The organism is Campylobacter concisus (assembly GCF_002913945.1).
In the GTDB taxonomy this organism is placed as follows: domain Bacteria; phylum Campylobacterota; class Campylobacteria; order Campylobacterales; family Campylobacteraceae; genus Campylobacter_A; species Campylobacter_A concisus_P.
In genome coordinates, this window is sequence record NZ_POZK01000028.1 from 1 (window position 1) to 13,536 (window position 13,536).

13 protein-coding genes are annotated in these 13,536 nt (G+C 37.0%); 4 read left to right on the forward strand and 9 right to left on the reverse strand.

Going from position 1 to position 13,536, the window contains the following annotated elements:
- Positions 1 to 20: 20 nt before the first annotated feature.
- Genes CYP64_RS06150 through argH form a run of 3 tightly spaced genes read right to left on the reverse strand, consistent with a single transcriptional unit; the run spans position 21 to position 2,841 of the window.
- Complete coding sequence (locus CYP64_RS06150) at positions 21 to 1,313, reverse strand: AAA family ATPase (RefSeq protein WP_103649082.1); 1,293 nt, start codon at positions 1,311 to 1,313, stop codon at positions 21 to 23.
- A complete protein-coding gene (locus CYP64_RS10530; RefSeq protein WP_103649083.1) occupies positions 1,265 to 1,420 on the reverse strand; it encodes an AAA family ATPase in 156 nt (51 codons plus the stop codon). The genes CYP64_RS06150 and CYP64_RS10530 overlap by 49 nt, the downstream gene beginning before the upstream one ends.
- Positions 1,421 to 1,437: 17 nt before the next feature.
- Positions 1,438 to 2,841, reverse strand: coding sequence for an argininosuccinate lyase (gene argH / locus CYP64_RS06160; RefSeq protein ID WP_103649084.1), 1,404 nt, complete (start codon positions 2,839 to 2,841; stop codon positions 1,438 to 1,440).
- A 204-nt stretch (positions 2,842 to 3,045) separates the two neighbouring features.
- Here argH and CYP64_RS06165 point away from each other — a divergent pair, with 204 nt between their 5' ends.
- Complete coding sequence (locus CYP64_RS06165) at positions 3,046 to 3,435, forward strand: hypothetical protein (protein ID WP_103649085.1); 390 nt, start codon at positions 3,046 to 3,048, stop codon at positions 3,433 to 3,435.
- 2 nt (positions 3,436 to 3,437) lie between these two features.
- On the opposite strand, the gene CYP64_RS06170 is transcribed toward CYP64_RS06165, so the two are convergent.
- From CYP64_RS06170 to CYP64_RS06185, 4 genes are read right to left on the reverse strand one after another with little or no spacing between them, the layout of a single operon-like run.
- Positions 3,438 to 3,977: an oxidoreductase gene (locus tag CYP64_RS06170; protein WP_103649086.1), complete on the reverse strand. Its 540-nt coding sequence runs from the start codon at positions 3,975 to 3,977 to the stop codon at positions 3,438 to 3,440.
- A 3-nt stretch (positions 3,978 to 3,980) separates the two neighbouring features.
- The gene (locus tag CYP64_RS06175) at positions 3,981 to 6,158 is read right to left on the reverse strand and encodes a heavy metal translocating P-type ATPase (protein WP_103649087.1); all 2,178 of its coding nucleotides are present in this window, start codon (positions 6,156 to 6,158) and stop codon (positions 3,981 to 3,983) included.
- A gap of 1 nt (position 6,159) precedes the next feature.
- Positions 6,160 to 6,363 (reverse strand): heavy-metal-associated domain-containing protein, encoded by a 204-nt coding sequence (locus CYP64_RS06180; RefSeq protein ID WP_103649088.1) that lies wholly within the window; start codon positions 6,361 to 6,363, stop codon positions 6,160 to 6,162.
- The gene (locus CYP64_RS06185; protein WP_103649089.1) at positions 6,360 to 6,914 is read right to left on the reverse strand and encodes a GNAT family N-acetyltransferase; all 555 of its coding nucleotides are present in this window, start codon (positions 6,912 to 6,914) and stop codon (positions 6,360 to 6,362) included. The genes CYP64_RS06180 and CYP64_RS06185 overlap by 4 nt, the downstream gene beginning before the upstream one ends.
- Positions 6,915 to 7,065: 151 nt before the next feature.
- Here CYP64_RS06185 and CYP64_RS06190 point away from each other — a divergent pair, with 151 nt between their 5' ends.
- Genes CYP64_RS06190 through CYP64_RS06200 form a run of 3 tightly spaced genes read left to right on the forward strand, consistent with a single transcriptional unit; the run spans position 7,066 to position 9,646 of the window.
- On the forward strand, positions 7,066 to 7,773 hold the full coding sequence (locus CYP64_RS06190) for a YebC/PmpR family DNA-binding transcriptional regulator (protein WP_021090734.1): 708 nt from the start codon (positions 7,066 to 7,068) through the stop codon (positions 7,771 to 7,773).
- 11 nt (positions 7,774 to 7,784) lie between these two features.
- Positions 7,785 to 8,279, forward strand: coding sequence for a peptidylprolyl isomerase (locus CYP64_RS06195; protein ID WP_103649090.1), 495 nt, complete (start codon positions 7,785 to 7,787; stop codon positions 8,277 to 8,279).
- Positions 8,280 to 8,290: 11 nt separating this feature from the next.
- Positions 8,291 to 9,646, forward strand: coding sequence for a cation:dicarboxylate symporter family transporter (locus CYP64_RS06200; RefSeq protein WP_103559637.1), 1,356 nt, complete (start codon positions 8,291 to 8,293; stop codon positions 9,644 to 9,646).
- A gap of 350 nt (positions 9,647 to 9,996) precedes the next feature.
- Here the strand turns inward: CYP64_RS06200 and pckA are convergent, their stop codons facing one another.
- Positions 9,997 to 11,571, reverse strand: coding sequence for a phosphoenolpyruvate carboxykinase (ATP) (gene pckA / locus CYP64_RS06205; protein ID WP_181001700.1), 1,575 nt, complete (start codon positions 11,569 to 11,571; stop codon positions 9,997 to 9,999).
- A gap of 106 nt (positions 11,572 to 11,677) precedes the next feature.
- Positions 11,678 to 13,480, reverse strand: a complete 1,803-nt coding sequence (locus CYP64_RS06210) for a biotin/lipoyl-containing protein (RefSeq protein WP_103649092.1) — start codon at positions 13,478 to 13,480, stop codon at positions 11,678 to 11,680.
- Positions 13,481 to 13,536 lie beyond the last annotated feature (56 nt).

Genomic DNA, 13,536 nt, shown 5'->3' on the forward strand with positions numbered 1-13,536 from the left:
ATGTTGAATAGAGGCACCGCCTAAAAAATCATCAATATAGCTTCATTTTCTAAGTCAACTAAATTTTTAAAATCTATAATGTTTTTATTAATATTTTTAAGAAATTCAATATCCGTATAACCTTCAACGCATACGACTACTTTTAATTTTTGAATTTTTTCAGGATGAATACTTGGCAAAATTCCTAATGTATTGGCTATTAAATCAAGCTTATTACCTCCATTATTAATAATAGCAACATCGTTCACTTTACTAACTAATATCAAATTTTCTTCATCAACCATTTTTGCTATTTCCGGAGTATGAGTTGTGAGTACAAGTTGGTAGTTATCTTTATATGATAGCTCTTTTAATGCTTCTATAAGCATTTTTTGATGATTTGGATGCTGTGCGGTTTCTGGTTCTTCTATGGCATAAATTATATCCTTATCCTTATTTTCATCACTCTCCAGTTTTCTTTCAGCCTCGGCTCTGAAATAATTTAATAATACCATTCTCCTAAAACCACTTCCTCTCTTGTTTAAGGCAATTCCATTATCACTTTCCAAACCAAATGAAAATAAAGTATCTAAGCCTTTGCTGCTGATTTGAGGCTTTAAAGAATTTGTATTTTCTAGTCCCATTTCCTTCATTTTATCTATTGTTTCGTTGCCTATCTTCGTTAGTTCTTCTTCTAATTGATTTTTTATTGAGTTAAATTGTTTTTCAAATCTCGCTACGGCTATTTTTGTTGCGCTTTTTAAGGGATTTTGTATATCAGCATCGCTATCTTTATTTGCTCTATCGCTCTGAAATAAAAAATATAAAGGTAACCATTTTTTTAATTGTTCCCATACGGCTTTAGCATCCTCTTTTGTTATATCAATTTTTATTTCTTCAAATTCATTGCTCGCCTTACCATATAATGCCTTTCTTATTTCAGCATTAGTTCGCTTATCTATATCTTCAACCTCTTCTTTATTAAATTTCTCATTTAGTTTCTTTTTTAAGTCAGAAATTTTCATGTTAATTAGAGGCTCATCGGAGTATTCCTTTGGATACTGTGCTTTTATAAATACTTTTTCCTTTTGTAGTTTTTCATTTTTTATTTCAAATTCTTTTACTATCTCTAAAAAACCATCGTCATTTAAAAGATACTCGTCTGTCAACTTTGTTTTATTAGAGGTATCTATTAAAATTTCCTTTTCACCGTCAACTACAAATTCTGTACCTATAATAATTTTATTATCCTCGGCATTTTTGCTGAAATCGGTTATATCTATTTTTATTGTACCGCCTTCAAAAAAATATCTAAAGCTTCTAATATAGTGGATTTTCCTACATCATTTTGCCCAATGATGACATTCATACTTTTATCAAAAAGTATTTTTACATCTTTATACGACCTAAAATTTTTTAATATTAAACTTTTTAATTTCATTTTTTAACTCCTCAAATTTAGCTTTTTAGCCACTCATTTAAAATTTCTATCTGCTCATCAACGCTTTTATTTGCCGTGCCGCCTTTTGAAGTGCGTGCCTCTTTTGAAGCGTGAAGATCTAAAAATTTAATAGCATTTGCATCTAAATTTTCATCGACACTTTTTAGCTGCTCTTCGTTTAATTCACTCAAATCAAGTCCCAAACTTTCAGCCTTTGCGACAGCTTTGCCTGTGATAAAATGTGCCGTTCTAAATGGGATGTTTTTTTCACGCACTAGATAATCTGCCAAATCAGTCGCACTTAGATGCCCAGTTTTTGTCGCTTTTAACATGTTTTTTTCATTAAATTTAGCCGTTTTTATCATCTCATTTAGGATGGTAGCCGAGCTTAAAATGGTTGAGACGCTGTCAAACACACCCTCTTTATCTTCTTGCATATCTTTATTGTAAGCAAGTGGCAGACCCTTCATAGTAGTTAGTAGCGCTACCAAATTTCCATTTACACGCCCCGTTTTGCCGCGTATGAGTTCAGCGACGTCTGGATTTTTCTTTTGAGGCATTATGGAGCTGCCCGTGCTATAAGCGTCACTGATGCTTACAAAGCCAAATTCTTGTGAGCTCCAAAGTATGAGCTCCTCGCAAAGCCTAGAAGCGTGCGTCATAAAAACGCTAATGTTAAATAAAATCTCAAGCGCAAAATCACGGTCGCTCACGCTATCCATCGCATTTCGCGTGCAACCTGCGAAGCCAAGCTCACTTGCAACGATAGTTCTATCTATCTTATGAGGAGTGCCTGCAAGGGCTGCTGAACCAAGCGGACTTAGGTTGTTTCGCTCATATGAGCTAACAAAACGCTCAAAATCTCTTTTAAACATAAATGCATATGCTAGCAAGTGATAGCTAAGACTTACTGGCTGAGCGTGCTGAAGATGTGTGTAGCCTGGCATTAGCGTATCTTTGTGTTTTTTTGCCAAATTTGTAAGCGTAGTGATAAGCTCTTTGATGAGAGATGAAATTTCTAAATTTTTCTTCAAAACGTAAAATTTAAAATCAAGCGCAACTTGGTCATTTCTACTTCTAGCTGTGTGCAGTCTACCTCCGAGCTCGGCGCCGATGATCTGGCTAAGGCGTTTCTCAACTGCCATATGTATATCTTCATCTTCTAACTTAAACTCAAATTTACCCGCTCTTATCTCAGATAAAACCTCATCAAGCCCCTTTATGATCGCCTCTGACTCATCTTTTTTCAAAATTCCGCAAACTCCAAGCATCTTTGCGTGAGCCTTGCTACCTGCGATATCTTCTTTAAAAAGATTTTTATCAAAATTTATAGAAGCATTAAATTCCTCAAGCAGCTTCGAACTAGCCTCGCTAAATCTGCCCTCCCACATCTTTTTGTGTACGTTTTTCTCTTCTTTCATAGCTTTGCCCTTAATTAGTTTTGCGTGATTTTAACAAAATAGCACTTAACTGGGTATTTTAACTATAAAGTTGCAAAAAAGTTATAAATATAATTTATCTTTAAGGATATAGAAATATAATTCAAAATATAACTTTTTAAAAACTATTTTAATTTTTTATTGAAATAGTTTAAAATAAAAATAATCTATAAGAGGAAAGATGATATGCAAATAGACGCAAATATGAACTCAAATATTTTCTATCATGATGGCTATACATCTATCTCTTCAAATAGCTCAAAAACAAGCATGTTAGTATCTTCTGGCTATGACAAAAAAGATATTGTTAGAAGCAATGAAGTACATGTAGAACAAAGAGAGGATGCTAAAATTTCCCCTATAATTATTAATAAGGCGAGTACCACACAGTTACAAAAAGACTTAGAAAAATTACAAGATCAAAAGCTAGATATTTCACATCAAATTTCAAGCATCCAAAGCCTAAAAGATCGTAATTCTATGCAAATGCTTCATTACTTAAATTTAGAGCAGTCAGCCATTCAAAATAATATTTTAAGCATTAAAACTCAAATGATAGAAATGGCACAGGCTTAAAACTAAGCCTTGCCAATAATAGTTTCTAGAACTAAGCAAAAATCCTCTAAAAAATATCCCATTGATTTATAAAAATTGCTAGTTGCGTCTTTTTGGATATCTCTTGAAAGCTGTTTAGCATAAGGCAAGAAAAATGAGACACCAAAAGCTGCAAGAAGCTTCATAGATTCCTTAGATGCTTCGCTTTTTAAAATATTTGCTATTAAAATTAATTGATTTGAGATGCTATCAGCCTCGCCCATTTTTGGCTGAAAATTTATAGCCTTATAAAATTGAGCTAGATCATCTTTTGCAGAAGAAAAATAGTAGCTTGCCTCAAATTTTGACTTTAAAATGACAAAATCGTCACATAAAGCTGCACTACTTTCATCTTTGATAAATTTGGCATAAAGCTCGTTACCTTTTTTATTTGCTTCGCTATTTGTCTGCGTTATCCACGCATTTGTCTTTTTGATACGCATAAAAGATGAAACATCCAAAATGCCACTAAAATTTGCAGCAAGCGCAGCCGCTACAACACTATAAAGTTCTCCAAGTTTCAAATTTTAATCCTTAAGTCGTAGATATCTAAGTCTAAGTGCATTTAAAACGACAGTAACAGAGCTAAAACACATCGCCATTGAGCCATAAACTGGGCTTAAAAGTAGCCCAAAGACCGGGTAAAGCACGCCAGCAGCCACTGGAATACAAATCGCGTTATAAATAAATGCCCAAAATAAATTTTCTTTTATGTTTGCCATAGTAGCATTTGCTAATCTAACTAGTCCAGTCACTCCACGCAAATCATTTTTAACAAGTACAATATCTCCAGCACCTTTTGCTATATCTGAGCCTGAGTTCATAGCGATGCCAACACTTGCTTCCTTAAGCGATGGTGAGTCATTTACGCCATCTCCAACAAAGATAACGCCACCGTGGCTTGCAAGCTCTTTTATCTCATTAAATTTATCTTCAGGCAACATATTTGCGTGATATTTGCTTACATTTAGCTTCTTGGCGATACTTGCAACCACCTTCTCATCATCGCCTGAGATGATCACACTTTGTAAATTTAGACTTGTAAGCTCATTTATAACATCGCTTGCTTCGTCTTTTAGCTCATCACTAAGCGTTAAAAAACCGACAAATTTTTTATTTATAGCACAAAGTATTACGCCACTTCCATCATTTGTAGCCTCTTTTATAGCTTTACTTTCATCCGGATTTAAACTCACTTCATTTGCCAAAAGCAACTTTTCGTTTCCGATTATTATCTGATTATTCTCATCTTCATAGATGATGCCTTGCCCGACAACATTTTGAAATTTTCCATTTAGCTTTTGTAAATCTATACATTTTTGCTTTGCATATCTAACGATAGCTTTTGAGATGAGATGCTCACTTAAATTTTCAGCAGAAGCGATAAGAGCTAAATCTTGCTCGCTTAAATTTGAGCTTTTGACGCTGATTTGCCCTTTACTAAGTGTGCCAGTTTTGTCAAATGCTACAAATTTAGCATCTTTTATTAGCTCTAAAACTTCTGGATTTTTTACTAAAATTCCAGCTTTTGCACCACGTGCAAGCGAGCTTACTATTGCTATTGGCGTAGCAAGTCCAAGAGCACATGGGCATGAGATTATTAAAACGCAGATCGCACAAGAGATCGCATAAGCAAAATTTCCATCAAAAATGATCCAAGCCAAAAACGTAAGCACCGATATCGCTACCACGCTTGGCACAAAGATATTTGCTATCTTATCAGCGAGCCTACCTATTGGCATCTTTTTCGTACTAGCATCATTTAGTAAGCTTAAAATTTGAGACAACAAGCTTTCAAACGAGCTTTTTGTCATCTTGACGCTTATGTAGCCATTTGTATTTAATGTACCTGCAAATACATTGTCGCCTACCTCTTTATAAATTGGCAGGCTCTCGCCCGTTAGCATCGAAGCATCGATTTCAGCTCCGCCTTGGACTATCACGCCGTCACATGGAACATTGTAGCCATTCTTTACAACGACGATATCGCCTATTTTTAGCTCATTTACTGGTACTTCTTTGCTTCTCCCATCTGGCATAAGTAAAAATGCAGTTTTTGGAGAAATTTTAAGTAGTCTCTTTAGATAATCCCCTGCTTTTGCCTTTGAACGCTCTTCAAGATACTTGCCAAGAAGCACAAAAGCTATTATCATCGCTACGCCTGAAACATAGATATTTTTTAGATCATTTGGTAGAAATTTTTCAAAAAGTACTACAAAAAGCGAGTATAAAAACGCGCTACCGCTTCCAAGAGCGACAAGCACATTCATATCATAATTTCTATTTTTTACCGCTTCGTAGGCATGAGTAAAAAAGCCTTTGCCACTAAAGATAAGAACTAAAAATGCCAAAGCTAGCATAACTAAATTTACTAGCAAGCTGTGAGGTGCGAACATCTCAAGTGCCATTATTATGATACTTGCGATAAATGCAAATAGAAATTTATTTCTAATATTTCTAATGTGAGCTTTTCTTTTTACTTCAAACTCATCAATATCAGTTGCCACAAAGTAGCCAAGCTTCTTTATCTTTTGCTCTAAAATTTCACGCACACTAGCGTCTTTTAGGATAAACTCGCCGCTTGCGTTTGCAAAATTTACATTTGCTTCAAGTACTCCATCTATCTTTTTTGAAACCTTTTCGATAGCATTTGAGCAGTTTACGCAGCTCATTCCCGCTATATTTAGTTTGACTTTTAAAGACATATCAGAGCTCTTTTATCACGTCAAATCCCAAATCAGCCATTTCAGATTTAAATTTCTCAACATCGCTATCTTTTATATCAAGACTAACTTGTCTTGGTTCTTTGCTAAGATCAACTTCTATCTTGCCAAAGTCATCTTCAAGTGCGTTTTTTATAGTGTTCGCACAATTTTGGCAGTGGATATTGTTTGCTTCAAATGTTTTCATATTATCTCCTTTATCATATGGTCATATTCATGTAAATTTACAATTTTCTTGACATTAAATTTAAAGCCCAAACTCTCGTAAAATTTACGAACTTTTGGCTTATTTGTATCTACTATTAATGAAACCTTTTTATGCCCTAGCTCTTTTGCCTTGACAAATGAATGCCTTATGAGCTCTTTTGCAAGCCCTTGGCCTCTAAAATTTTTATCAACAGCGATACTATCTATATAAAACTCGTCATCAAAACACTCTTTTTCTACTTGAGCATCTTTGCCAAGAGCCATTAAATGCTGTGAAATTTCTCTATCAAGCTGCTCCGCGTCGCCACCAAAGTAAACACACATAGCAGCGATAATTTCCTCATTATATTTATAAACAAAGACATTTTTATAGCTAAGTCTATTTGTCTCACTTTTGAAAAAAATTTCTAAAATTTCATCACTTTTAATAGGATCATCGTAGCCACTTAGCTTGTAGGCGATGTCCTCCATAGCTAAATTTAGTAGTTTTATGCAGATTTTTGCATCTTGTTTTTGAGCATTTTTTATCATGGCATGATTATATGCCTTTAGCTTAAATTTTTACCAAATATCAACCTACGATTTACAAACCAATAATCCCCAATAGGCAAAGTAAAAATGTTTTAAAAAAGTATAAAATTTTTTTAGTTATAATCCGTAAAAAATTTATTTAAGGATATTTATGGGACGAGCATTTGAGTACCGAAGAGCGGCAAAAGAAGCTAGATGGGATAAGATGAGCAAGGTATTTCCAAAACTTGCAAAAGCTATAACAGTAGCCGCAAAAGATGGTGGTTGTGATCCAGATATGAACCCTAAACTTCGTGCAGCTATCGCAGCAGCAAAAGCTGAAAATATGCCAAAAGACAACATCGATGCAGCTATAAAAAGAGCAAATGGCAAAGATAGCGCCGATATTAAGACTATTTTTTATGACGGCAAAGCAGCTCACGGCGTGCAAATCATCGTTGAGTGTGCGACTGACAATCCAACAAGAACGGTTGCCAATGTTAAAGCGATATTTAGCAAAAATGGTGGAGAAATTTTGCCAAGTGGTAGCCTTAGCTTTATGTTTACAAGAAAGAGCGTTTTTGAGCTTGAAAAGCCAAGCGCAGACATTGAAGAGATCGAGCTTGAGCTGATAGACTATGGTCTAAGCGATATCGAGGCTGACGATGAGACGCTATTTGTTTATGGTGATTATGCAAATTTTGGTACACTTCATGAAGGTATCGAAAAGCTAAATTTAGTAGTTAAAAAAGCTTCACTTCAATACTTACCAAATCAAACTGTGAATCTAAGCGAAGAGCAAATGCTTGAGGTTGAGAGGCTTCTTGATAAGCTAGAAGACGATGATGACGTTCAAGCAGTTTATACAAATATCGAATAAAAAGGAAATACATGCGTTTTGATGAATTAAAAGTTTATGATGTAAATTTAGATGAGCTTAAAAAAGATAAATTTGCAGTTTTAGAGACAGACAAAGGCGAGATCAGACTTGAACTTTTTGCCGAAGAAGCTCCACAAGCTGTCGCAAATTTTGTACATTTGATAAAATCGGGCTTTTATAATGGTCTAAATTTTCACAGAGTTATACCAAATTTTGTCATCCAAGGCGGCTGCCCAAATGGAACAGGCACAGGCGGTCCTGGCTGGAGAATAAAATGCGAATGCGATAAACAAAACGTAAAACACGAGCGCGGTAGCCTAAGCATGGCTCACGCGGGGCGTGATACTGGCGGATCACAGTTTTTCATCTGTCATAGCAAACAGCCTCATCTTGATGGCGTGCATACAGTCTTTGGAAAATGCGTTGATGATGAGAGCTTAAAGGTGCTTGACGCTATAAGACAAGGCGATAAGATCATCTCTGCTAAGATCAGAGAAAGCCTATAAAGGGGAAATTTATGAATAATACTAAAAAGCAAGGAAATCTTGCTGTAAGATTATTTACCAATCTTGCCTTTTGGGTTGTGATCGGTATTGTTGGTGGCGTTATCGTTGGCATGGTCGCGCCTGAGCTTGGTATAGCAAGCAAGCCAGGCATTGATTATTTTATAAAAGCACTTAAAATTTTAATCGGCCCTATCATCTTTTTAACGATCGTTTCAGGTATCGTTGGGCTTGAGAGTTTGAAAGATCTTGGGTCTATTGGATTAAAGGCATTTATCTATTTTGAGATAGTTAGCACACTTGCGCTTGCTGTTGGTATCATCTTTGGAGAGACGCTTCGTCCAGGGCATGGTATGAATCTTGACTACACTCAGCTTGATGCCTCAAGTGTGGCTAAATTTACATCTCAGGCTGCAAACATGGACGCAAATAGCGGATTTGTAGCACATACACTTCATCTCTTAAGAGGTGCTGTACCAGTAGATGACATCTTTCCTTATGTGCATATACTTGATCCATTTATAAAATCAAACACACTTCAAGTACTTTTTATGGCTATTATCGTTGCCATCGTGCTTTCGCTGCTAGCTCATGATAAAAAACAAGCTTGCCTAAAGCCACTTGAATTTATTCAGCACTATGTCTTAAAGCTTCTTAGCTGGCTTATGCTCTTTAGCCCAGTGGCTGCATTTTCAGCTATGGCTTATCTGATCGGTAAATTTGGCATCGGAACGCTTCTTGGCATGATGGAGCTTTTGGTTGTTATGGCACTTGCAAGCTGCTTTTTCATCTTTGTGGTACTTGGCATTATTTGCTATTTTGCAAAAATCAATGTCTTTAAATTTATGCGTTTTATTTCAAAAGAAGTATTGGTAGTCTTTGCGACAAGCTCGAGCGAAACAGCTCTTGCGCCACTTATGCAAAAGCTAGAATCAGCTGGTATAAATAGAGGTGCTGTTGGCCTTATCATTCCAACTGGCTACTCATTTAACCTTGACTGCACCAACATCTATCTAAGCCTAAGCGTTATTTTCTTAGCTCAAGCATTTAATATACCGCTAAGTTTTGAGCATCTAATAAGCATTTTAATCGTACTAATGATCACAAGTAAAGGCGCTGTTGGCGTGACAGGATCGGGCTTTGTCGTCCTTGCTGGCACATTAAGTGCACTTCCGAGCACTGGCATACCAGTAGTCACCGTAGCTGTGCTACTTGGCGTCGATAAATTTATGTCAGAGATGCGTGCAGTTGGTAATCTCTGCGGTAACGCTGTTGGTTGCATGATAGTTTCTATCTGGGATAAAAAAGTCGATATGGATAAATTTAGATACGCACTAGATCATCCGGAGGAATTTCACTTTCACTCATAATATAACTTTATAACTATAAGGGCAACTTTGCCCTTATTATTTTTTATTCTAAATTTAATGTGATATATCTCCTCCTCAAACCTATAAAAATTTTTAGAAAGCAACACAATAAACAATATTTGATAACTAGTTCAAGCACAAAAAGAAAAACTAGGAGCTAAGTGTAATAGGAAAAATTTTATTAGCAACTCATATATTTGGCAATATCTAATATTTTGTTACTTACTAGAATAAATTTACAAATGTAACACTTGAGATTGGAATTTAGAAGAGAGATACTTTAAATTTAGTCATATCAAAAATATCAAATAAAAAGACTAGCCTTGCAAGCTCTTTGCAAGGCTATAAAATTAAGCTTTTGGTCCAGCTTTAGCGTACTCAACGCCCTCTTTTACATCTTCGTAACGTTTGAAATTTTCAACAAACATCTTAGCGAGCTTATCACGTGAAGCGTTATACTCGGCCGGATGTGTCCATGTGTTTATAGGATTTAGCAGTTTTGTCTCGACGCCATCAAGCTCTTTTGGGATAGCAAAGTTAAATTTATCAAAATTTTCAAACTCACATTTTGTGATGCTGCCATCAAGGATCGCATTTATGCAAGCACGAGTTGCTTTTATGCTCATACGCTTGCCAACGCCGTAAGCACCGCCGCTCCAGCCTGTATTTACAAGATAGACATTAACGCCATGCTTATCGATCTTCTCACCTAGTAGTTTTGCATAGACGGTTGGGTGAAGTGGCATAAATGGCTCGCCAAAGCAAGCGCTAAAAGTAGCAACAGGCTCAGTTATACCGCGCTCTGTGCCAGCAACTTTTGCTGTATAGCCACTTAGGAAATAATACATCGCCTGCTCTTTTGTCAGCTTTGCAACTGGAGGAAGCACGCCAAAAGCGTCAGCGCTTAAAAAGATGATATTTTTTGGATGGCCAGCGCTTGAGCTTGGCTCGTAGTTGTCGATGTGATAGATCGGATAGCTAACGCGTGTATTTTCAGTTTTTGAGCCATCTTTGTAATCAACCACGCCATTTTCGTCAGCTACGACGTTTTCAAGTAGCGCGTCACGCCTGATCGCTGCATAAATTTCTGGCTCACTACTTGGATCAAGGTTTATACATTTTGCGTAGCAGCCACCCTCAAAGTTAAACACGCCGTCATTGTCCCAGCCGTGCTCATCATCGCCTATTAGTTTGCGTTTTGGATCGGTTGAAAGTGTGGTTTTGCCAGTACCTGATAGGCCAAAAAATAGCGCTGTATCGCCCTTCTCGCCTACGTTTGCAGAGCAGTGCATACTTAGCTTTCCTTCAAGTGGCAACCAGTAGTTCATCATAGAAAAAATGCCCTTTTTCATCTCGCCGCCGTACCATGTGCCACCGATCACTGCAACATTTTCCTCGACATTAAAGATAACAAAGACATCTGAGTGTAGCCCATCAGCCTTGTAGTCCTCATTTTTTGTCTTACAAGCGTTATATACTACAAAATCAGGCTCAAATTTAGCTAGCTCCGCTTCACTTGGACGAATGAACATATTTTTTACAAAGTGTGCTTGCCACGCTACTTCGGTGACAAAACGGACTGATTTTTGGCTCTTTTTGCTAGCCCCACAAAATGCATCTTGGATAAAAATTTCTTTACCGCTTAGCTGCTCTTTTGCTTTTTTAAGAAGCTTGTCAAAAAGCTCTTTTGTGATAGGCTGATTTATCTTGCCCCAAGCGATATACTTCTGACTCGGATCTTGTTTTACAAAGTACTTATCTTTTGGGCTTCTTCCAGTAAAAATTCCTGTATCAACCATAAATGTGCCGTTACTTGAAACCCTGCCCTCGTTGTTTGCCTTTTCAAGCTCAAAAAGATCGTTGTAACTTAGATTGTGATTTATCTTTTTGATCTCTTTTAGACCTAGCTCGTCTAGTTTATTTATCATGTTGTTTCCTTTAAAATTTTCATTTCTTTATAAATTCTGACCTAAAAGTCATCAAAATGTTAATCAAATTTCGCTTAACACTATCTTTTTAAAAGTGGCAAATTTATTTAAATTTAGCCACTACTTGATTGTTCGCGACGCTTTGACCTTTGCTAACTTCAATAGAGCCTATCACACCATCTTTTGGGGCTTTGACCTCTATCTCCATCTTCATTGCTTCAAGCACGACTACAGCTTGCCCTTTTTTGACATGGTCTCCTGCGCTTACCAAAATTTTATGCACAGCGCCCGGCAAGCTTGCAACGATATCATTTTCAGTTGCACCTGCTGCTGCACTTTTGGCATTTTTCACGCTCTTGCCTTCAACTTCGGTGATTGATTTTACTTGGATGCTATCGTTAAAGCCTTCGCTTACTTCGACATTGTAGCGGCTACCATTTACGACGACACTATATCTGCCACTTTGAGTTTGTCTGCCCTCGTTTGCTTTAGCATTTGGATCGATCTTTCTTACATTTACTTTGGCTTCACCTTTTAAAAACGCGATACCTTTTTCTTTACAAGCTGCTGCTATAAAGACGTTTTCTTCGGTGACTTTGATCTTATTTTGTTTTAAAATTTCTTTCACATGTGCAAGTGATTTGCTCTCATCTTTATCAGCTATATCAACTGCGTGTTTTGTAGTTGGTTTTAAGCCTAGTTGCTCGCTAGCAAGCTTAATGATCTCTTTATCAGGCGTAACTGGGGTCTTGCCAAAGTAGCCAAGCACCATTTTGCCGTATCCCTCAGCGATCTTTTTCCACTTGCCAAACATTACATTATTAAACGCTTGTTGGAAGTAAAACTGGCTAACAGGGGTCACTGAAGTACCGTATCCACCCTTTTGCACCACCTCGCGCATCGCAAGGATGACCTCTGGAAATTTATCCAAGATATTATTATCTCTCATCATCTGGGTATTTGCAGTGAGTGCGCCACCAGGCATCGGTGAAAATGGTATGAGTGGGCTTACTTGCACAGCTTCAGGCGGCAAGAAATACTCTTTTAAACAATCATTCAAAACGCTTTCATATTTTAAAATTTTCTCCACGTCAAGTCCGCCAAGATCATAGTTTTTGCCTTTTACTGCGTGAAGCATAGTTAAGATATCTGGCTGGCTTGTACCGCCACTTACTGGGCTTGCGGCTAGATCTATGCCATCAACGCCGGCTTCAAGCGCTGCAAGATAGCAAGCCACACTTACGCCTGCGGTTTCATGTGTGTGAAGTCTGATATGAGTTTTTTCTGGAAGTAGCTTTCTAGCCATTTTTATGGTTTCATAGACCTTTTGTGGGCTACTTGTGCCACTTGCATCTTTAAAGCAAACGCTGTGATAAGGGATATTTGCGTCTAAAATTTCTCTTAAAATTTTCTCATAAAATTTAACATCATGTGCTCCCACACAGCCACTAGGCAGATCCATCATCGTAACTACGACTTCGTGTTTTAGTCCGTGATGAGCTATTCTCTCGCCTGAATATTTTAAATTTTCAACATCATTTAGCGCGTCAAAATTTCTAATGGTAGTAGTTCCATGTTTTTTGAAAAGTTTTGCGTGAAGGTCGATCAGCTCACGGCTACCAGTATCGAGTGTGACGGTATTTACGCCCCTGCTTAGGGTTTGAAGATTTGCTTTTGGTCCTACGATGCCTCTAAATTTATCCATCATCGCAAAAGCGTCTTCATTTAGGTAAAAATAAAGGCTTTGAAATCTAGCCCCACCGCCAAATTCAAAATGCTCTATGCCAGCCTCTTTGGCTGCTTCAAGCGCAGGCAAAAAGTCATTCATAAGCACTCTGGCGCCATAAACTGACTGAAAGCCATCTCTAAAGGTCGTATCCATAACATCGATAAATTTCTTCGCCATCACCCACCTCATTAATTTTATAAATTTATTTAAAGAATTCATAGAAAATGGCTAAA